Origin of the sequence: Pseudomonas sp. HMSC065H01, assembly GCF_001815235.1 — a bacterium.
GTDB lineage: Bacteria > Pseudomonadota > Gammaproteobacteria > Pseudomonadales > Pseudomonadaceae > Pseudomonas > Pseudomonas aeruginosa.
The window spans coordinates 240,346-258,636 of record NZ_KV819906.1 but is presented as its reverse complement, the minus strand read 5'-3'; the positions used below and the strand labels follow the sequence as shown (position 1 = coordinate 258,636).

24 protein-coding genes are annotated in these 18,291 nt (G+C 56.7%); 16 read left to right on the top strand and 8 right to left on the bottom strand.

From position 1 onward, the window contains the following. Positions 1-181: 181 nt before the first annotated feature. The gene (locus tag HMPREF3014_RS33795) at positions 182-475 is read right to left on the bottom strand and encodes a transcriptional regulator (RefSeq protein ID WP_071537964.1); all 294 of its coding nucleotides are present in this window, start codon (positions 473-475) and stop codon (positions 182-184) included. A 22-nt stretch (positions 476-497) separates the two neighbouring features. Between HMPREF3014_RS33795 and HMPREF3014_RS21415 the strand changes: the two genes are divergently transcribed. Continuing rightward, on the top strand, positions 498-1,235 hold the full coding sequence (locus HMPREF3014_RS21415; protein ID WP_226021080.1) for a LexA family protein: 738 nt from the start codon (positions 498-500) through the stop codon (positions 1,233-1,235). A gap of 142 nt (positions 1,236-1,377) precedes the next feature. Then, entirely contained in the window at positions 1,378-1,764 is a 387-nt protein-coding gene (locus tag HMPREF3014_RS21410; protein ID WP_034017221.1) for a helix-turn-helix domain-containing protein, read from the top strand. Between the two features lie 5 nt (positions 1,765-1,769). Here HMPREF3014_RS21410 and HMPREF3014_RS21405 read toward each other — a convergent pair whose 3' ends face one another. After that, on the bottom strand, positions 1,770-2,141 hold the full coding sequence (locus HMPREF3014_RS21405) for a hypothetical protein (protein WP_034017223.1): 372 nt from the start codon (positions 2,139-2,141) through the stop codon (positions 1,770-1,772). A gap of 158 nt (positions 2,142-2,299) precedes the next feature. On the opposite strand from HMPREF3014_RS21405, the gene HMPREF3014_RS21400 reads away from it, so the two are divergent. The 8 genes from HMPREF3014_RS21400 to HMPREF3014_RS21355 all read left to right on the top strand — a co-directional run bounded on the left by HMPREF3014_RS21400 (position 2,300) and on the right by HMPREF3014_RS21355 (position 7,619). Continuing rightward, positions 2,300-2,530, top strand: coding sequence for an Arc family DNA-binding protein (locus HMPREF3014_RS21400; protein WP_034017225.1), 231 nt, complete (start codon positions 2,300-2,302; stop codon positions 2,528-2,530). 2 nt (positions 2,531-2,532) lie between these two features. Next, positions 2,533-2,868: a hypothetical protein gene (locus tag HMPREF3014_RS21395; protein ID WP_034017227.1), complete on the top strand. Its 336-nt coding sequence runs from the start codon at positions 2,533-2,535 to the stop codon at positions 2,866-2,868. Next, positions 2,865-4,175, top strand: coding sequence for a hypothetical protein (locus tag HMPREF3014_RS33790; RefSeq protein WP_079382038.1), 1,311 nt, complete (start codon positions 2,865-2,867; stop codon positions 4,173-4,175). The genes HMPREF3014_RS21395 and HMPREF3014_RS33790 overlap by 4 nt, the downstream gene beginning before the upstream one ends. A gap of 112 nt (positions 4,176-4,287) precedes the next feature. Beyond that, positions 4,288-4,479: a hypothetical protein gene (locus tag HMPREF3014_RS21380; protein ID WP_003129607.1), complete on the top strand. Its 192-nt coding sequence runs from the start codon at positions 4,288-4,290 to the stop codon at positions 4,477-4,479. Positions 4,480-4,651: 172 nt separating this feature from the next. Beyond that, positions 4,652-5,371 carry a hypothetical protein gene (locus tag HMPREF3014_RS21370; RefSeq protein ID WP_049885769.1) on the top strand — a complete coding sequence of 240 codons (720 nt, stop codon included), beginning with the start codon at positions 4,652-4,654 and terminating at the stop codon, positions 5,369-5,371. Next, positions 5,364-5,693, top strand: a complete 330-nt coding sequence (locus tag HMPREF3014_RS21365) for a hypothetical protein (protein WP_132445111.1) — start codon at positions 5,364-5,366, stop codon at positions 5,691-5,693. Before HMPREF3014_RS21370 ends, HMPREF3014_RS21365 begins: the two co-directional genes overlap by 8 nt. Before the next feature lie 202 nt (positions 5,694-5,895). Continuing rightward, positions 5,896-7,017 (top strand): tyrosine-type recombinase/integrase, encoded by a 1,122-nt coding sequence (locus HMPREF3014_RS21360; RefSeq protein ID WP_031634636.1) that lies wholly within the window; start codon positions 5,896-5,898, stop codon positions 7,015-7,017. Positions 7,018-7,076: 59 nt separating this feature from the next. Then, positions 7,077-7,619: a hypothetical protein gene (locus HMPREF3014_RS21355; RefSeq protein WP_070734483.1), complete on the top strand. Its 543-nt coding sequence runs from the start codon at positions 7,077-7,079 to the stop codon at positions 7,617-7,619. Between the two features lie 178 nt (positions 7,620-7,797). On the opposite strand, the gene HMPREF3014_RS21350 is transcribed toward HMPREF3014_RS21355, so the two are convergent. From HMPREF3014_RS21350 to HMPREF3014_RS21320, 6 genes are all read right to left on the bottom strand, one after another. Next, positions 7,798-8,643, bottom strand: a complete 846-nt coding sequence (locus HMPREF3014_RS21350) for a DUF2971 domain-containing protein (RefSeq protein ID WP_049233430.1) — start codon at positions 8,641-8,643, stop codon at positions 7,798-7,800. A 160-nt stretch (positions 8,644-8,803) separates the two neighbouring features. Further along, positions 8,804-9,799 (bottom strand): phage integrase, encoded by a 996-nt coding sequence (locus HMPREF3014_RS21345; RefSeq protein WP_023087750.1) that lies wholly within the window; start codon positions 9,797-9,799, stop codon positions 8,804-8,806. After that, positions 9,799-11,091, bottom strand: a complete 1,293-nt coding sequence (locus HMPREF3014_RS21340; protein WP_023087751.1) for a hypothetical protein — start codon at positions 11,089-11,091, stop codon at positions 9,799-9,801. The genes HMPREF3014_RS21345 and HMPREF3014_RS21340 overlap by 1 nt, the downstream gene beginning before the upstream one ends. 634 nt (positions 11,092-11,725) lie before the next feature. After that, positions 11,726-12,115 (bottom strand): hypothetical protein, encoded by a 390-nt coding sequence (locus HMPREF3014_RS21330; protein WP_070734485.1) that lies wholly within the window; start codon positions 12,113-12,115, stop codon positions 11,726-11,728. Further along, positions 12,108-12,323, bottom strand: a complete 216-nt coding sequence (locus HMPREF3014_RS21325) for a hypothetical protein (protein ID WP_023087754.1) — start codon at positions 12,321-12,323, stop codon at positions 12,108-12,110. The genes HMPREF3014_RS21330 and HMPREF3014_RS21325 overlap by 8 nt, the downstream gene beginning before the upstream one ends. After that, positions 12,320-12,538 (bottom strand): hypothetical protein, encoded by a 219-nt coding sequence (locus tag HMPREF3014_RS21320; RefSeq protein ID WP_003109441.1) that lies wholly within the window; start codon positions 12,536-12,538, stop codon positions 12,320-12,322. Before HMPREF3014_RS21320 ends, HMPREF3014_RS21325 begins: the two co-directional genes overlap by 4 nt. A 37-nt stretch (positions 12,539-12,575) precedes the next feature. Between HMPREF3014_RS21320 and HMPREF3014_RS33785 the strand changes: the two genes are divergently transcribed. From HMPREF3014_RS33785 to HMPREF3014_RS21295, 6 genes are all read left to right on the top strand, one after another. Then, positions 12,576-13,061, top strand: coding sequence for an Arc family DNA-binding protein (locus tag HMPREF3014_RS33785; RefSeq protein WP_079263281.1), 486 nt, complete (start codon positions 12,576-12,578; stop codon positions 13,059-13,061). Between the two features lie 73 nt (positions 13,062-13,134). Next, entirely contained in the window at positions 13,135-15,006 is a 1,872-nt protein-coding gene (locus HMPREF3014_RS21315; RefSeq protein WP_023087755.1) for a DUF262 domain-containing protein, read from the top strand. A gap of 663 nt (positions 15,007-15,669) precedes the next feature. Then, positions 15,670-16,308 carry a hypothetical protein gene (locus HMPREF3014_RS21310; RefSeq protein ID WP_023087756.1) on the top strand — a complete coding sequence of 213 codons (639 nt, stop codon included), beginning with the start codon at positions 15,670-15,672 and terminating at the stop codon, positions 16,306-16,308. Between the two features lie 242 nt (positions 16,309-16,550). Then, positions 16,551-16,886, top strand: a complete 336-nt coding sequence (locus HMPREF3014_RS21305) for a TM2 domain-containing protein (protein ID WP_003140884.1) — start codon at positions 16,551-16,553, stop codon at positions 16,884-16,886. A gap of 173 nt (positions 16,887-17,059) precedes the next feature. Continuing rightward, a complete protein-coding gene (locus HMPREF3014_RS21300; RefSeq protein WP_023087757.1) occupies positions 17,060-17,578 on the top strand; it encodes a PAAR domain-containing protein in 519 nt (172 codons plus the stop codon). Continuing rightward, entirely contained in the window at positions 17,575-18,276 is a 702-nt protein-coding gene (locus tag HMPREF3014_RS21295; protein WP_003111822.1) for a VRR-NUC domain-containing protein, read from the top strand. Before HMPREF3014_RS21300 ends, HMPREF3014_RS21295 begins: the two co-directional genes overlap by 4 nt. The last annotated feature ends 15 nt before the right edge of the window (positions 18,277-18,291 follow it).

The window sequence follows — 18,291 nt, the reverse complement described above, 5'->3', positions numbered from 1 at the left end:
GTTGCCAGTGCCCCTTTTTTGGGCGCGTCACCCCGAGCTTGTGGGCAGAGCTTCCACCAGCAGGGAGTTCCTGGGCTTTTAACCGGGTTTAATGATTCGGACCGTGGCGGTTTAGCATGCGAAACTGATCCGCCTGGCAGAACTCGGAATACCCCTCGGTAGGGCACCGCAGGCCGGATGCTCACGGTGCCACCTCGGCACTGGATGGATTCACAGCACGGTTGCCGGTCTGCTCGGATTGGCAGTCGAGCGGTATCTTTTGGGCATGGTCGGCGGAGCTTTCCGGGTACAAGTCGGGCCTCAGCTCTGTTCGAGAGACGCCGGTAGAAGCCTCGATCTTCAGGACGTGCTTTGCCGGAACGTTCCCCGTTGCACACATGTGCTGAACGTTCTGCGGGGTACACCCCAAGGCCCTTGCTAAAGCGGTTTGGCTTCCAGCGGCGCTCACCGCCCTCTGAATCGGGGATTGTTCCATTGTCGATCTCTACAAGAGTTTCTTGCAGAAAGCCTACACATCAACAAGAGAAAATTGCAATGCAATCTACAAGATTTATTTGCATAGTGGCCGTATGAGCACTCTTCAACAGCGAATTACAGCCGCCAGAGAGCTGGTCGGACTCAGTCAGTCCGAGCTGGCGCGGAATCTTGGCGTCACCCCTCAGGCCGTTCAGAGCTGGGAGTCTGGAAAGTCGTCCCCCAGAGGTAAGCGGCTTGATGAGCTTTGCCGTTTACTTCAGGTCACTGTTACCTGGCTTGTAACCGGAGATGATCCAAGGCTTCGCGAGGCCTCGGAACTGATGAATTTCGCCCCAATGCTTCAGCCTGCCAGGGAAGCTAAGGAGTACCCGGTGATTAGCTGGGTAAATGCAGGAGAGCGCGCAGAGTCACCAGACAACTATGCGCCTGGCATCGCGGAGGAATGGCTTCCGTCCACGGAGAATGCTGGCAAGCACGGTTATTGGGTGCGGGTGAGAGGAAAGTCGATGACCTCTGACACTCCACCCAGCTTCCCTGAGGGCACGCCGATTCTCATTCGACCGGAAGGCTTCGACCTGATCAGCGGAAAGTTCTATATCGCCAAGCACCGCGATGGAGAGACGACCTTCAAACAGTACGTCAACGATGGCGGAGTGGAGTACCTCGCCCCCTTGAACGCCGCATTCAAGCTCGTGGAGCTCGACGAGGACTGGAGCATCATCGGCCGAGTCGTGGACGCTAAGATCACAGGCCTCTAGACCGATATCAACTGCAGAAGAAGCCGGCCAAGCGCCGGCTTTTTTGTGCCCGCCGAAAGCGCCCAACAAAAAGCTCTTGCAGGCCTGCAAGTTTTTCTTGTAGCCTTTATTACAAGATTTACTTGTACACAGAGAGGCGGCCATGGACACAGCAACCATCACGGCAGGCAAATGGAAAGGCACTCTCGGCATGGGTCTCGCTCCGCGCGAACTGGAGGCCACCCTGCATGCGGCGAGCGACCTGACCGCAAAGGAGATCGCCAAGCTGATGGGCATCGCGCCTGGAACCGTGTCCAAGCGGTTGGATGATGCGAGGTTCAAGCTCGGCGCCAAGACCGTCCGCGGCCTCGTGCTGGAGGCATACAAGCGCCAGATCATCAGCCCCCTGTGCGTTGGCATCCTCGCCATCCTGGCGGCAGCACAACCCCTCCTCCATGAAGCCCCTGCCATGCGGGCGCGCCGTGGCGGCGAAAGGAAGATCGAAACTCGCCTGACTGCTCGCCGCGATGGCGTGGCCTGGGTGGCGTGACCCCGCTACAGGGTGTTCGGGTGAAGAACTATTTCAATCATGGGCAGCACGAACGGCCAGGCCCTCAGGCAGCCAAGGATCGCCACGATGATGGACAGCACGAATAGCACAAAGCCGGTCTTGTTCATCCGGCGCGGCCTGCCACTGATGACGACCGAGCCAAATTGGTATGGGTGTGGCGCCATCCCGGACACGAAGGGGCGGCAGGCCATTTCGCCGATCCCCCAGATCATCCCCGACAGGGCAAAAAGCCCGACGATGCCGTTGTCGACCTTGAGGTCGAGAGTGAGCGAGGCCGCCAGCAGCAGGAAACACAGGATCGCCATGATCTTGAACCACTCATCTGCGATGAATTTTGCAATTACGGAAACCGCCACGGCTCCGCCCTCCTTTGCTGGCTGTGTTGTGTGAGAGCGCTCAGCCTAGCGCAAAGCCCGTCACCTGGGCAGTGGTGAGCAGTCGGGGCTGACCGACACCCAACCGATTTTGGCAAAGCCACAAATGCCGGCGGGCCCTTGCTCGCCCTGGAGAAACTATGAAACGAGCAACCGTTGTAACCGAACTGCCGGCCAGCGCCAGCCGGGATATGGACAAGTTCGTTGTCCGACTGCCGGACGGACTGAGGGCCGAGGTGGAAGCCGAGGCCAAGCGAGACGAACGCAGCATGAACAGCGTGGTCATCATCGTCCTACGCGAGTACCTGCACGGTCAGCGCCGGAAGCAAGCGCTCCTCGATGCTCTGACCGCTGCCACCGGAGGGCACTGACCATGAAGCAAGCACTCATCGGCACCGCGATCAGCCTGCTGCTCAGCGCGTGCCTGTACTTCGGTCAGGGGTCGCTTCACCAGTTCGCCTTCTATGTGGCGGCGGCCACGAACGTTCTCTGCTGGCTGCTGATATTCGCCGGCGGCATCAAGGGGCAAGGAGCCGCGAACCTGCTCGCCCGCCCTTGGCTCTCCATCCCTACCGGCGCTCTGCACGTGGCGGCCCTGGCCCTCACAGATCACCCCGCACTCGCGGCTTCGAGCCTGCTGGTGCAAATGGCTTGCTACGCCCTCGCCTACCAGGCGGTGCGCAGCGCCGAGCAAGGGGGTGACCTATGACCCATGCCCTGTTTAAACAGATCGACCTGACCGCCAAGCTCGGCCAGGACGGTAGCTCGCTCCAGGCCATGAACGCGCTACGCGTCATCCGGGAAACGGTAGCGAAGCACCTGGCCGGCACCGAGGGTGCAGGAGAGATTCCGCTCGAGCGCGCCCTCCTGGCGCTCCGCACCATCGCCGAGTTCCCCTGTCCAGAGCAGGACGACCTGCCGGCGGCGAACATGCGACAGATCGCCTTGGCGGCCTTGGGTGGCGCTGAAGCGAGTTCAGAGCCGGGCAACCCTGGCCGCGAACCTGTTTCCGGACCGGGTAATGCCGGCGGGCGACCCCACCCCGCGCCGGGATTGGCCCGCGAGCGCGACCCGCTCGGACTTGCTCCGCTCGCTCAGGCATTCAACGAAGCGCCAGCACAGGGGCTGAAGCCTTCTGCCTTCGACCTCATCACCGGCACCGCCAACCAGCCCCAGGATGCTGCCCAGGACTTACCTCCGCTGGAGGAACACCTGGCCCAGGTCGAGCAGACCGGTGCCGCCCTGCACGAGGACCAGGCGAATGAGGAGCGGCGCGAGTTGGCCGAAGGCCTTCAAACCCTGGAACGCTGGCTTGATCGAGTAGATATCGAGGACGGCTACGTCGGCGTGCCAGTGATTGAAGCCGTCGAGGTAGCGGCCAATGAGCTGAGGCGCCTGCGCCAGTTCGAGCGTATCTGCGAAGGGCTGCCGCAAGACGCCATCGATGGTGGCTGGACCGTGCAAGGCATTCGCGGCTATGCCAAGCGCTTGGAGGATCAACTGAAGGCCGCCCTGGCGCAAGTCGAAGCACTACGAGCGGAGCTTCAATCTCAGCGAGAGCGCAACACCGAGCTGATCTTCAAGCTCGGTAGCGCAACGAACGGCTGGGGGCGCTGCGAGAAAGAGCGAGACGCTGCCTTGGCCAGGGTCGCTGAATTCGAAGCCCAGGCTCAGCACAGCGTGCCGGAAGAGTTCATCGGGCGCCTGTCTGAATTCCTCGCGCAGCGCGGCGCTACCGGGAAAGCTCTGCTCCGAGAACTGCGCGCCATGCTCGCCGCCGAACCGACCAGTTCGGCATCCCCGTCGTGCAAATGGACCGAAAGCAGCGGCATCTGGGAAACAGGTTGCGGCCAGACCTGGGGCTTCGTTGAGGATGGACCAGCAGAGAACGGCGCGCTGTTCTGTCACCACTGCGGCGGACGCCTGGTCCTCATCAAGAGCGACGACCTGGAAGATGACGGTGAGCCGTGCCCGGACTGCATGGAAAACGCGCCAGCGCCTGGATGTGAAGCATGAGAAAAGCACTGACCGCTATCGCACTCGTCGCGCTGTTTGGCCTGGCTGCTGTTTCCGCTGGCATCGCGCTCCAGCCATTCAAGACCCTGTTCATCTGGGAGGTATGCCAGTGATGAGAGGCTCCGATATTCCGCCACCACCAGGGTATCGCCCTACCCCGCTCGCCACCCTCGGCCAGCAGTTGGTCCGCCTGGGCCAGGCGATGCAGAACCCCAACACCAAGCTCGGCGAGTTGACCGAACTGGTCCAGGCCTGCGGGGTCGACCTGCGGATCTGCGACACGGACAAGGGGCGCCAGCCATGATCGGAACACTACTCCTCTGCATCGTCTGGTGCGCGGGCGGCCTCTACGTCGGATACGCGCTCGGCTCGCTGCTGACTGCGAAGAGTTACACCTGCGAGATCCAACGCCTTCAAGAACAGCTCTGCAAGGAACGTTTACTCCATAGGATGGGCGTGGACAAGGAGCCGCCATCATGCTGATGACCTACGAGAACCTGAAGCGTCTGCTCAACATCTGGGACAAGCCAGACCTCTCCGCACTCACCCGCCTCCTGGTCGCGCGTCGCATGGCCAGGCAGTACCAGTTCGGCTGGGAGGCCGACAGGACCTGCGCTGATCGAAAGATCAAGGAGGCAAGGAAGGGCCTTCCATTCACCAGGGCCCAGTTGGAACAGGCGAAGGAGTTTCGGAAAACATCCAGCAGCTACCACGAGAAAGCCCAAGCCGCCCTTGGCGCCTGGCTCCTGCAGGCCGAGAGGTGGATCGAGGGAGAGATTGGAGTCGATCGCATCTGCGATGCCCTCGGCGTCAATCCGGTCCACCGCGCCGCCATCCAAGGCGCCAAGCCTGGGCAGATGCTCAATCACATCGCCTTCGTCGAAGGCCTTGAGGACAGCTCGAATGCTTTCAGCGGAAGGCGAGAGGCGGACCTGAAGGACGGCCCACTGTTCAACTGCATCATAGCCGAGATGCTGCGATTCGCAGAGGAGAACCCTGAGGCTCTACCCGATCCGTTCGCTCCCGGCGGGCCACTCTATGGCGTGCCCCAGACAGTGATCCGCAACGACGGCACGATCGAGACGAAGCGGGCCGCGCTGACGCTGCACTGCCGAGACGGTTCAATCCGCACGGTCGAGCGAAAGCCTGAGGTCTATACGGAAGTGGGGAAAGATGGAGGGGGTCGCCATGGCTAGAACTCTGTTCCGCGTGATGAGGGGAGAGTTCGCGTTCTACCTGACCGAAGGGTCGAAGGGGGGCAAGAAAGGAGGGGCGCGCTGGGCCTTATACCGGACCAGTGGATTCGGGAAGGTCAAGGACGGCTTTGTCTTCGTCAACAGCGGTGACCGCGCCAGACTACTGGCAATAACGAATAATGATGAGCGGATGGATGTCTGCCAGGCACTGTTCGATAGCAAGAAACGCCGGGCCTACGTTCGGCGCAGCGAGATCCGCGGCCCATCCGGCCGCTGGGAGGGGCTTGCATTCAAGCCTAGACCTCAGGAATGCGCTACCTGACTGTTAAAAAATTCGCCAGCGAGTCTGGCTACACCGAAGACGCTGTGCGCTCGAAGATCCGCGACGGAATCTGGCGCCTCGGCGACGTATGGAAGAAAGCACCGGATGGCCGGACGCTTATTGATGTAGAAGGCTATGAAGCATGGGTAGAGATGGGCGGGGAGTCAGGGCGGTCTCTGATTCGAGTATCGAAATCACGTTCATGTATCGCGGCGTCAGGTGCCGGGAGCGCATCTCGCTCAAGCCCACCGCCACTAACCTGAAGCGAGCGGAGCAGCATAAGGCGGCTGTCGAACATGCGATCGCCGCCGGCACCTTCGACTACTCGGTGACATTTCCTGGATCTCCGCGCGCCGCCAAGTTTGCGCCTGAGGCGTCACGCGAAACGGTTACGGGATTCCTTGGCCGATGGCTTGAGTCGAAGCGCAAGCACGTCTCCAGCAGTACCTTCGAGGGCTACAGGAAGATTGTAGAGCTTCGCCTGGTGCCAGCCCTAGGCCCCGTCATGGTGGTCGACCTGAAGCGGAAAACCGTCAAGGATTGGCTGGATACTTTGAAGGTGAGCAACAAGACACTCAGCAATATCCAGAGCTGCCTACGCTCGGCCCTCAGTGATGCGATGGAAGAGGAACTGATCGACAACAATCCCCTCGCCGGCTGGACATACGCAAGGAAGGGAGAGGTCAAGGGCGACGACGTGGACCCGTTCTCGCCGGAAGAGCAGCGAGCGATTCTGGATGCCTTGGATGGTCAAGGGCGGAACCTGGTGCAGTTCGCACTCTGGACGGGGATGCGGACCAGCGAACTCGTCGGCCTCGAGTGGGGCGATATTGACTGGCTCCGCGGCGAGGTGCATGTCACTCGCGCCATGACCCAGGCGGCCAAGGGGAAAGCGGAGGTGACGAAAACCACATCCGGCCGGCGCAGCATCAAGCTGCTCGGCCCTGCGCTGGAAGCCCTGAAAGCGCAGAAGGCATTCACCTACCTGGCCAACCAGGAAGTCTTCCAGAATCCAAGGACGGGCGAGCGATGGGTCGGCGACGGACCGATCCGGAAAACACTGTGGGTTTACGCGCTGAAGAAGGCCGGCGTGCGCTACCGTCGTCCCTACCAGACCCGGCACACCTATGCCTCGATGATGCTGTCCGCCGGCGAGCACCCCATGTGGGTTGCGCAGCAGATGGGGCACAGCGACTGGACGATGATTGCCAGGGTCTACGGCAGGTGGATGCCAACAGCTGATGAGCACGCTGGATCGAAAGCGGAGGACCTGTGGGGCAAAAAGCGCTTGACACCAGACCTAGAAAACCTGCCAACTGGCTAGCGACCGTGCAGCGCCCGAAAGGCGCGACGCAGTATTGGAAAAATACTAAAGGACCAACTATGAAAAATCGCAGCTATTCCCCCTATTTCTCTACCGTCTACGACCAATCAGAACCCGCGGGCTACATCGGAAGGGGAACCCATTACTCCATATTGAGCTGTGCTCAATGGTGCGATGAACATATGGTTCCGCACCCCGATCACTCAGCCAACATTCAAAAATTCGCTGTCATTTGGGATGAGGACCATGACGAGCGAATTATCGATGTGATTAACGCGGGGTACTTCAGGGGGCTACTCGGCCCGGTCAAGTTCATTGGGGAAAGGAAAGGTTCGCTGACCGTCCTTGTCGACCAAGCCTTCTGGGCCGTATACGACAAAGAGGCATACCTGAAGGAATGGGCACATATAGCCTCTAATGTGAACGGCGATTACTGGCCGGCGTATGTCTACGCCTTCGGCGACCCTGATGGCGAACCGATGATCATCCAAGATGATCTGGAGAATACTTCAACCTATCTTCGGAACATCTGGAATCAGTGGGATCTGAGCGCGGCACACAGGAAGCCTGCCATGCATGAATACGAATCTCTGGATGAATGACAGCCTTATGGCAGCCTTGAACCTGAAAGCCGCACCAATACAGGGTTAGATGCGGGTTCAAATCCCCCCGGCTCCACCAAACGCAAACGATAAGCCCCTGATTTTCCTAGTGAATTTCAGGGGCTTTTTCGTTTAGGCCCTACAGCTGTCGAAAAACTGTCGAAGGTAGTCGCTCAAGCTAGCCTAGCGGGTTGAGATACTCATCGAAATACACCCTTTCGTATGCCGAAGTGCCAGAGCGCAGCCGGTAGCTCGTCCAGAGAAACAGGCGTCGCTCTTTTGAGACGCCTACTCCCCCAAACGAATCCATGTTGGGTAGCCGTGAGATCTCTTTGCACTTCTCGACAAGCCGTTCAAAAGGAACCTTGAGAAACTCTTTGATCTCTTCACCATACAAATCATTTTCCGGCTCAAACGCTCCTTCGCCAACCCTTTCGCATTTTTCTAGTTCACATGCATCCTGAATTACATCAAAATGCATAGACATACCCTCGATACTTCCTTTAAGAACTTGAACAGGCCGATTTGATAGCAGCTCAAGAATCTCACTTTCGAACCTAGGATCAATCTTTGGACCTAAGAGAACTCTCTTTATAGCATCATCTCTGTAATAACGCTTCCCCTCCTCGCCAACGACAAACCTCCACTCTTTCTCATGGGCCCATTCCTCCCGCTTAATGGAAATGCGCTTCACTAATTCTTCCCGACCACTTTCGCTAGCAAAGCGCATCAGGCCCAGAGCGGGAAGCTCTTCTGACTGGTAGACGACCTTGACGAGGTTCTCTCCTTGCAGCCCGCCAACTTGTAGAATGGAGGTATCGAATTCTAGGCACATCCCAGAGAAACTGGATGCGTAGTACGCCCACAGGGGATAATCGAGAGTTGTCTGAGAAAGCGAGATAATGGCTAGCCGGTCAAAAATATCACTGGCCATTTTGTGGAGCTTACGATACTCATCCTCTGCACCCAGCCAAGTCTTAAGGAAGTAGTCCTCGTTACCTCCAAGCTGATAGAACCCCTCCATCGGATCATTCATCTTCCGAAACGAAGGCGCATACAAATATGAATCCTTAAGTGCGTCCATCTCTCTGCGAAACAGGCTCTCGTCTAGCGACCTGTAACGGCATAAACGTGCAGGAACTCCATTCAATTCAGTCTCCTTAAAATCAAAATTTCACCGTCGGTTAATCTATCAGAGCAACCGTAAGTGGACCAAATTTCAGAGCTTCCTGTAGATGATCTGGAGATAGATGCGCGTAGCGCATTGTCATCGTCAGAGTGGAATGGCCTAGTACTTTTTGAAGCGTGAGAATGTTGCCTCCATTCATCATGAAGTGACTGGCAAAGGTATGCCGTAGAGCATGGCTAGCCTGACCTTGCGGCAGTTGAATCGTGGTGCGCCCCAGGGCGCGGCGGAAGGATGTGATGCAGGACGTGAACGGGCCATTCATTCGCCAATGCGCTCTCACCCGGTCAGCCAGCTCTGCTGGAATCGGTACGTGACGCACCTTCCCTGACTTGGTTCCGGCATACGTCACGACGTTGCCCTGGAGTCGATGCGCGGGGAGCTTTTCCGCCTCGGACCATCGAGCACCGGTAGCCAGGCAAAGCAGCGTCACCAACTCGGTATGCGGGTTGTCGCAACGAGTGCGGATGGAATCGAGAAGCTCGCCGATCTGCTCGGTAGTCAGCCATGACAGCTCGCGCTCTTGCAGCTTGAGCAGCTTCACCCCAGCCAGCGGGTTGCCATAGTCGATCTGGCCCAAATCCTTCAGTTCATTGAACACCGCGCGGAGGTAGCCCAGTTCGTTGTTCAAAGTCTTCCCGGATATTCCCTCCTCCAGCCGCTTACGCCGCAAGCTCGCATACAAAGACGCATCCAGGGCCGTCGCTACTGGGTCGCCTAATCGAACAGCCAATTGCAGCATCTTTGATAGCCGCCGAGGCGCATCACGCAGTGAATGGCCGTGCAGGTCGTACCAGAGCTGCACCAGCTCCGAGAGTCTGCGGCGATCCTTGGGCTTGATGCTCCAAGCAGGGTTCTCGATGCACTTCTGCCTAACCGTGGCTTCGAAGCGTTGAGCCTCTCCCTTGGTCTTGAATCGCCTGCGGAAGCGCTTGCCCTTGATGGGTTCGATATCAGCCAGCCAGCGTCCATCCTCCAGCTTCGTGATTGCCATCAGACGGCATATCCCCTTCGCAAATAGCGGTCTGAGATCAGGTTCTTGATGTGCTTTTCGAGGTCCCGCCGAGTCCAACCCTTCGCTAAGTAGTGGTCTTCGATCACATGCCAGAATTCGAGGCTGTAGGCGGACTCAATCGCCTTTTTTGCGGGGATACGCTCGCGTGCAATCAGGCTGATGAACTGGCCCAGGAACATCTCGCAGTTCTTGCCGGAGAAGCCCATGGCCGTCTTGCGATAACGCCGATACTCGACACGCTCAATGAGCGGATCGGCCTCCACCTGGACCTTCACGTCTTGCATGATGAGCGTCCAGAACGGGTCATGCTGAGTACGCAGACCGAGCAGCCGATACGCCTCGCAGCCGTACACCCAGAGGTGATCGAGGTGCTGGGAGATACCTTCATAGGTCCGGGTGCCGATCACGCCACCAGAGGCCTTTACGGAGCCCTGAGCGAACTGATTTATGATGGTGTGGTGGTAGCGAAACTCGATACGCCAGACCGGCTGCTTGGGGTTGTAGGCTGCGTCGCTGTCACCAAACGGATTGCCGTTGTGGGTCGACCAGACGGCGTTCCAGTAGTCGAGCTTGTCGGTGGCACGGGCCTGTAGCGACTTGTTGTAGACCGCCAGCTGGATGCCTGTCGGTGAGCCGAACATGTAGGTTTCACCACGTCCATAGACCGAGGCGTTGCCGTTGAACTCGATTCGGTCGATGCCGCTGATCTGCCGTACCCGATTGGATCGGCAGTACATGCGATCCACGATGTTTTCTTTCGGAGTCCAACCTTGCACGTCCAGGGCGATGTGGACAGCACACTGGTTGGGCTCGCAGTGAGTCATCACCGCCGCAGCGAGTGAATCCATGAGTCCCTGGAGCGCCTTCGGGGCCACGCCATCAATCGCATGCGGCGAAACCTCAATCTTGAGGTGAGAACCGATGCTCTCCAGCTTCATATTGTGATTCTTGATCAGCAGGATCAGGCCGAGGTCTGCGTTCTGCAGTCGGAACTGATACCCGGAGTCGCGCCCAATGCGCCCCTTGGACCACTCGTAGCCGGCGAACTCAACGATAGGTTCCTGGGAGTCGAATAGCGCGATGACTTCAGGGCGAATCAGCCCGTTGTACAACTGGCGGACGGTATCCACGCCGCAGCGCAAAACGCGCACCCCGGAAAGGTCGGTCATTTTCGCTGTGTAGGCGTCGATGAAAAGGCGGCCACGCGGTGACTCGATGATTTGACCGTCTGGTTGAACTAGCAGTCGACGCTGATCACTGAACTTTGCCATCTGAATTCTCCAACGTTATCCATTAATGTCCATTTCACTGCGTGTGTTGTTAGACGTGTTACAGGGACGTCGCCGCGCCTTCGGCCTACCGCTCATGCCTTGCGCTCCCGGCCGGCGTCGCGGCGAACGTCCAACACTCCAGTTGCACCGGACTGACCCAACAGGAGGGGATGGTGGGTTGCTTGAGCGGAGCGCCGCCGCACAGGAGGTAGGCCGTCAGCACGAGAGCAACGACGTTGATCAGTCCCTCTAGGCTCATCGCGTTTTCCTCGTTTGCATTTCCTGGGCATGAGCGTGCCCGTCGCTGGAATACAGGCGCTCGCGCCGGTGATTCAGCGTTCGGAAATGGTGGAATTAAGAGGCTTTGGAACGGGGCTCTGGGGCGCGCCGCTGTGGTTATCTCACCACAAAATCAGGTGCTGGAACGGGGCTATGCCGAAGGCGAATGGGGCCGGAAACGTAGTCCAACACTATCCAGTTAAGTCCATTCACTCCGCTCGGATATGCACGACCGGTATCGCCCAACACCAAGGGCTCTGCCCTTGTCATCCCGCTCTTGCCGCCGAGGGCTCGGGAGCGCGGGGCGGAGAAGCTGCCCCACGCTCACCGGCCAAGGCTGGTGACGGGCATGCGTTCAAGGGTTCGCTGCGCCCGTGCTTCCGTTCGCCGGAACGGTGAAGCTGTTCCGACGAGCCGGGAGCGCGGCCCTTGAGCGCGGATCTTTAGGGTGGGCGATGCGGTCCAGTACGTTGCCGGAACCATGCCGGTCGCGGTGCCGCATCACCCGAATCGTGCGAATGTCGGACCAGAACAATTCGTTCGGATAGCGCCCCTCGCCGTTGGCCGCGACGACGAGGAAGTAGGGATCACTGTGAACGCCTTCGAGTGCCAGGACGACGCCGACAACATGAAGGAGACACCAGAGCGGCTCGGGGTCTTGTTCCCATACCAATTCGAAGAGGACGGTTTGCCCCAGATAGGTCAGGGCGCTTTCGGTATCCAGGGAAACACGGTTGCTAGTCATTGCTGTAATCCCCCGCTTCGAAATTCTCTTTTCCACTGAGTAGTTCAACGCGGAGGCGGACCATGTTCACCACGCGCATTTCCCCCATAGTGGTGCTAGGGATGGTGCCGTTACGCACCCATTCCCCAGCTTCTTCAACACTCACGCCGCACATCTCGGCGAAGGCCGGGATGGTGCAAATGTCGGGGCTCGATTGGTGTTCGCTCATAGGGGCATCTCCTTTTCCATAAGCTGGCTGGTGAACAACGCGACGTTGACCAGCACGTGCTTGCCGACCTTCTCGTGAGGGATGTAGCCATTGCGAATCCAACCCCAGACAACGTCATGGCGGTCACCCATGCGAATCCAGTCGGCGAACTCTCTCCAGGGCATCACAGGCGGCGCTGTATTCCCGATCCGTGACTGCAGCTCTTGAAGATCCATTGCGACTCCCCTCACCAAAAGGGATCACCGTGATCCCATGGAGCAATGGGACCACGGTGGTTCCATTGTCGTCAAGACCACCGTGATCCATCATCACCGGATGAGCAGAGAAGACCCCCAATTCAAATTACGGATGACCCCAGAGCTGAGAGCTCAAGCCGAGCAAGCAGCAAAGGCATCCGGACGTTCGTTGAATGCCGAGTTAGTCGCTCGGCTCGAGTCGAGCTTCATAGCCGAAAACGCCACCGATAGGCTGATTACAGCCGAACGTGCTCGTGAGTTAGCGATGATGGCAAGAAGTGCCATTCCTGATGAGATTCGAAAGCGAGCGGTAGAATCAATCTATAGAGCGGTAAGGCTAGGCCACAGCGAGGCAATTGCATCTCTTAGTGATTTAAACCTGGATGGCGGAATTCCAGACTCAGAGCTTGAGGAGCTAATGACTGGTGTTATCCAAGAGTTAGAGTCCGCAGGATATAAGATTAAATGGGATGACGTAACTGCTCTTTGGATTAAATTCTAAGCGACTCCGCCATTATCTTCTTCGTAAAAAAATCGGCTTCCAAGAAACTGGCCAAACCAGAGGGACTTGAAAATTGGCAACTGTAGTTCCGCAGCACAAAAATGTTAAACAATGCTTTCAGAGCCACTACTCCCTCCCGTACTTTCAGAGGGAGTACAAATGGGAACCAAGGCATCTAGAAGAGTTTACCAGCGATATCCAAGAGGCATTCCTGGATAACTATGACCAGAAAGATGGTCGAGCTGCAGTTTCTCAATATAGCTCCTATTTTTTGGGTTCGATTATTACCGCGCCAGATCAGGATGGCAAAATCCCTTTGATTGATGGACAGCAGCGCCTTACTTCGATATTTATTCTTATGGCGTACCTGTATAGATACATAGAAGATAATAAAATTTCTGATGCAGCCAACCTTAGCGATTTACTCTGGAACTTAAACTACGGAGTAAAAGACTACACTATTGAATTCAGCCCTGTCAGAAAAGACATATTTGACAAATACCTGAATACAAAGAAGCTAGGCGCTGCTGCTCTGAAGGACGCAGAAGATGTACAAGATCTTGACGAGAGCGATAAGAAAATTCTCCAAGCGCTCCGAAGCCTTGAGTCACTCATAGATACAGAAGTAATTCAAGCCCTCCCGTACTTTGTAGACTACTTGCTTGGCAAGGTTAGCCTAATAGACATTTCTGTCGGAAGTGAGTCAGAAGCACACAAAGTATTTGTGAGCATGAATGACAGAGGGCTTCGTCTTGGACCTATCGATCTGCTCAAAGGCCAGATCCTATCGAAAATTGACCTAAACGATGACGCGCGTGCCTGCAACGCTATCTGGATTGATAAGGTAAGCAAGCTTCGAGCGGATGACGCAGAAGGTGACTCTATATTTATTCGTACTTTATTCAGAGCGCAGTGGGCGGACACAATGCGCGGAAAGAATAAAGGGGATCAGGCCGGCGACTTTGATTTAATAGGCGATGCATATCATCGCTGGTTTCAAGACAACTCAGCCAAGCTTCAGCTTCAAAATGGCGATGACTATAAAAAATTCATTGAGAAGACTATAAGCAAATTTGCAGATATTTACAGATTCATTAAGACTGCAGAAGACAGCCTAACTTCTGGCTACGAAGAGATCTACTATAACTCCGCGAGAAGATTTAGCCTTCAGTCGATGATTCTTTTGGCATGTACAGGCGTTGATGACCTTGAAGCCGACTGGAAGCACAAAATCTCTCAAGCCTCGAAACTTCTGGATCTTATCCTCACATCCAGATCCATCGAAGGCAAGCAAAATAACTACGACAATTTAAAAGAGATCTCTTTCCAGATAACTAAGGATATAAGAGGAAAGTCGAAGGTAGAGCTAGATGCATACGTTAAACAGGAGTGGCCAAGGTACTATGCGGCTCTGAACGGCCTTGCTGGCGTGAAATATACCAAGGCAGATAGGAGCGACATTCTCTACTATCTAGCAAGAATCTCCTGCTACATCGAAAATGACTTCGATACTGCCAACAAAACAGAGTTCTCTGTATATTGGCAGCGGGATCGTGGCGCAAAAACTTTCGACATAGAGCATTTGCTTAAGAAAACCTACGACGTTACCAGTCTACCGGCAAACCACGGCTTCGCAGATGCCAAAGAATACGATGACAGGCGCAATTTACTTGGAGCACTTACCCTGCTCCCTCGTGCGAGAAACAGATCACTTCAAGATGAACGCTACTCTAATAAACTTGCCGTCTACAGCACAGAAAACACCCTCGCAAAGTCGTTCTGCGATGGATTTTATCAAAACAACCCAAAGCTAACGGCTTTTTTGGCTGCGAATCCCGAAGTGCAGCTAAAAGCAATTGGTGACTTCACGTCAGCCGATATTGACGAGCGCGCAAATGTCTATATGGCTGTGGCGAAGAAAACGTGGAGATGCCCCATTGTGTAGGTGATTTGGGTAGCGATGTCGATGACAGGGGAGGCGCTAAAATTGTCGAAAAAGTGTCGAAATCACTCGCCAATACTCGCCATCATTGTTCAGTAATGCAACGGATAGCGCCCCGGAATTACTAATGTCGACCACCAATTGCCATTAACGGACGCGGCGAAAGGCGGGTTCAAATCCCCCCGCCCCCACCAAACGCAAACGATAAGCCCCTGATTTTCCTAGTGAATTTCAGGGGCTTTTTCTTTGCCCAGTCCCTTGCCTGCTCCTCCAGCGCCGGGCCTTTCCTGTTGCCGGCTCGCCTTGCTGCTCCCTCCCCTACCGTGACCGACACCCGGCGAGCTTCGCCAGCCCACTCTTTTGGCTGCGGACGCGCGGAATGATATTTCCCGAATCTGTTAATGAGACCGTTCGACTCCGCCGCCAACAAGGCTCTGGAACGCTGGCAGGAAAACATTCATGGATTCAGGTTCGAAACTCCCCGTCCAAGAAAACGAGCCTCCGAGAAACCGACGCATACTTTTCGTCAAGCACAGAAAAAGAATTTGAGCTAGACACTCACTACCAGGGTAAGCAGGCGTCTTATATCCCTGGAAAGCGAAACCTAAAACAGAGATTCCAAAACACGATAAACCGGCCTCCACAGACGCTCGAAGGACAAGAAAAATGAAAAAGGAACCGAAAGTAGCAAAAAACAGGATAGTCATCGCCAAAGATGAGAAGAACGTTCTGACCTGCACCAGCGAAGGATTCGAATATACGCCAGACATCGTCAAGAACGTCTACGGAAAGAGCAGCCGACCCGCACTGGAAGACTGGTTCCTGACGGAACTTGATTTCTTTCGCAGGTATTGCCCGGGATACGAGATTTTCACCCTCGGCTCCAGTTGTGTCTTCGGCGAAAAGTTCGTGAACTACCTGACCATCTGCGAATTCGACATAGACAGTACCTACGCCTTCGACTGTCTCAAGAAGGCCCTGAGGGAGTCCGACCAGGCCATTAGGCGGAAACTCTCCGCCATGTGGAAATGGGACATAGCCGCCAGGAAGGACTGGAGCATCGTCTTCATGGTTGGGCACATGGACTTCGCCTACTTCCTCCAGCACAGGAAGGAGTTCCAGGGGGATGCCCATAAGCGCTTCATGAGTACATTCACCACGGCGGAGACGAAAATCACCTCTCGCGACTACAAGGTCATGCATGACGGCGCGATCCTGCCCTTCGACGAAACGGCCCTGTCGCCGGAAGACAGGTTTATTTTCGAGAACTATCAAAAGATAAAGTTCGAAACCACGCCACTATGAAGTTAACGGACAAAAGCGAAAGGCGCCCGGCCGGACGCCTTTCGCCCATAAACTCCAGCCACTCGCCAGTTTGTTTTAAGCACTTCTACGAAGTCCAGGAGTTCCGACTCCTGGCCGACTCTTCCAGAGCCCCGCAATAAAACTACAAATCAAAAACATCCTCAGACTGGACGCTTGAAAAAACACCGTTGGCAACGTTTCAATTCCCACCATGTCTTCCGCATGGATCAGTGGGAAAACTCATGTCACTACAGTCTGAAATGCTCGTGGAGCAGAAAGTTTCCAACGCCCAGAAATCCACCGGCACCGCCTATCTTCTGTGGTTCTTCCTGGGCGGTTTCGGCGCACACCGCTTCTACCTGGGGAAAACCGGCACGGCGGTTACCCAACTGATCATCACGCTGATCGGTTGTTTCACCCTGTTCCCCCTGATCATTACCGGCATCTGGTGGATCGTCGATGCCTTCCTGATTCCCGGCATCATCCAGGGCCATACGGAGCAGACCCGCCGCGACGCCCGGCTGGAAGTTGCAGCGCTGCAGGTAGCCGGCGCTTCCGCGTCGCACCCTCAAGACTGACCGGCGCACCTCGCTACGGTCCTCGGCGGGCCGGAGAAGAAACCAATGCCGGGAGGTGGGACAAGGAGAAGTCCCCTTCTGCGTTTCTTCCGCTGGCGATAGGTGCCGACTCGTTCAATCCCGAATTGGCCGCCAGAACGGCCAGCACATCTCACTGATGCAAGGACCCGCACATGAGTGGAAAACCCGCCGCCCGCGTCACCGATCCAACGACCTGCCCAGTGCCAGGGCATGGCAGCAACCCCATCGTCCAGGGCTCTCCCGACGTCGTTTTCGACGGCCTGCCGGCAGCACGGCAAGGCGACACCTCAGCCTGCGGAAGCCCGATGATCTCAGCCGTTTCGTCGACGGTACTCATCAACGGCCTACCGGCGGTGACGCTGGGTAGTATCGGGGCGCACGGCAACGTGGTGATCGGCGGCTCGGGGACGGTACTCATCGGCGACGTCTTCACGCCCGCCCCGCGCGCTCCCGCCCTTCCCCTTAACCGCAACAGCGTGCCCTGTTCCGGGCGCTTCCAGCTCATCGACCACGAAACGGGCAAGCCCGCCGCCGGACGCCGGGTCAGGGTCTGGTCGAGTGGCGGCTGGAATGCGTTCGACACCACGGATGCCGACGGCATGACCTCCTGGATCGAGCGCCCCACCGCGGAGACCCTCTACATCGACCTGGTGCAGAGGGGCGACGCATGAGCGACCAGCCCAGCCTGTCCCGGGGAGGCATGAGCCCCGAAGGCAGGACCAACCCCGTCGGCACCCTGGAATCCAGGCTCGATCCGCAGGACAAGAAGGTGCTGTGCTCGGCGGTCTGCCATTGCAGCAGCACGCCCAACCTAAGCCAGGATGGCAAAAGCCTCAAGCAGGCGTGCGTGGCACAGCGGCTGGGAGAGTTGGACGAAGTTCTCCAGGGACGCAGCCCCTACAAGCCCGAGGTCAGCTACGACATGACCAAGAACCCACCGCAGCCGATTCTCGATAGCCAGACCGGTAACAGTCCACATGGCTGGATACCGGGATGGATCAGCAAGTATTGGGATGAAGATCCGGAGCATCCGCCGTTCAAGCCAGGGAAAGGAATGATTCGCAGGCCCGACGTGATCATCGTTCAGAATCCCAACAGGCCGCCAACCCAGGACAATATCAAACAGGTGGTGGAGATGAAGTTTCCGCCTGACCCACATAATAGGGAACAACTTGAGGATTATGCAGCGATTGCCGGCAACAAGAACAAGATTGTTGAAATGAAACCCTCCGACTGCGACTGTGGCCAGGAAAATCAACGATCCAAGGTGCCAGTAGAGCAAGCAGGGTGGGCCGTCGCCATCGCAGGTGGAGTGATGTTCGTCTTGACCCGAGGCCGTTCCCCTCGCCCGATGATTCCCGCCTATTGATCAAGAGGAAAAGCC

Coding starts and splice junctions, on each gene's coding strand:
- HMPREF3014_RS33795 (WP_071537964.1), bottom strand. CDS start 475: ATGGAACAATCCCCGATTCAGAGGGCGGTGAGCGCCGCTGGAAGCCAA.
- HMPREF3014_RS21410 (WP_034017221.1), top strand. CDS start 1,378: ATGGACACAGCAACCATCACGGCAGGCAAATGGAAAGGCACTCTCGGC.
- HMPREF3014_RS21400 (WP_034017225.1), top strand. CDS start 2,300: ATGAAACGAGCAACCGTTGTAACCGAACTGCCGGCCAGCGCCAGCCGG.
- HMPREF3014_RS21395 (WP_034017227.1), top strand. CDS start 2,533: ATGAAGCAAGCACTCATCGGCACCGCGATCAGCCTGCTGCTCAGCGCG.
- HMPREF3014_RS33790 (WP_079382038.1), top strand. CDS start 2,865: ATGACCCATGCCCTGTTTAAACAGATCGACCTGACCGCCAAGCTCGGC.
- HMPREF3014_RS21380 (WP_003129607.1), top strand. CDS start 4,288: ATGAGAGGCTCCGATATTCCGCCACCACCAGGGTATCGCCCTACCCCG.
- HMPREF3014_RS21370 (WP_049885769.1), top strand. CDS start 4,652: ATGCTGATGACCTACGAGAACCTGAAGCGTCTGCTCAACATCTGGGAC.
- HMPREF3014_RS21365 (WP_132445111.1), top strand. CDS start 5,364: ATGGCTAGAACTCTGTTCCGCGTGATGAGGGGAGAGTTCGCGTTCTAC.
- HMPREF3014_RS21360 (WP_031634636.1), top strand. CDS start 5,896: ATGTATCGCGGCGTCAGGTGCCGGGAGCGCATCTCGCTCAAGCCCACC.
- HMPREF3014_RS21355 (WP_070734483.1), top strand. CDS start 7,077: ATGAAAAATCGCAGCTATTCCCCCTATTTCTCTACCGTCTACGACCAA.
- HMPREF3014_RS21350 (WP_049233430.1), bottom strand. CDS start 8,643: ATGGAGGGGTTCTATCAGCTTGGAGGTAACGAGGACTACTTCCTTAAG.
- HMPREF3014_RS21345 (WP_023087750.1), bottom strand. CDS start 9,799: ATGGCAATCACGAAGCTGGAGGATGGACGCTGGCTGGCTGATATCGAA.
- HMPREF3014_RS21340 (WP_023087751.1), bottom strand. CDS start 11,091: ATGGCAAAGTTCAGTGATCAGCGTCGACTGCTAGTTCAACCAGACGGT.
- HMPREF3014_RS21330 (WP_070734485.1), bottom strand. CDS start 12,115: ATGACTAGCAACCGTGTTTCCCTGGATACCGAAAGCGCCCTGACCTAT.
- HMPREF3014_RS21325 (WP_023087754.1), bottom strand. CDS start 12,323: ATGAGCGAACACCAATCGAGCCCCGACATTTGCACCATCCCGGCCTTC.
- HMPREF3014_RS21320 (WP_003109441.1), bottom strand. CDS start 12,538: ATGGATCTTCAAGAGCTGCAGTCACGGATCGGGAATACAGCGCCGCCT.
- HMPREF3014_RS33785 (WP_079263281.1), top strand. CDS start 12,576: ATGGAGCAATGGGACCACGGTGGTTCCATTGTCGTCAAGACCACCGTG.
- HMPREF3014_RS21310 (WP_023087756.1), top strand. CDS start 15,670: ATGAAAAAGGAACCGAAAGTAGCAAAAAACAGGATAGTCATCGCCAAA.
- HMPREF3014_RS21305 (WP_003140884.1), top strand. CDS start 16,551: ATGTCACTACAGTCTGAAATGCTCGTGGAGCAGAAAGTTTCCAACGCC.
- HMPREF3014_RS21300 (WP_023087757.1), top strand. CDS start 17,060: ATGAGTGGAAAACCCGCCGCCCGCGTCACCGATCCAACGACCTGCCCA.
- HMPREF3014_RS21295 (WP_003111822.1), top strand. CDS start 17,575: ATGAGCGACCAGCCCAGCCTGTCCCGGGGAGGCATGAGCCCCGAAGGC.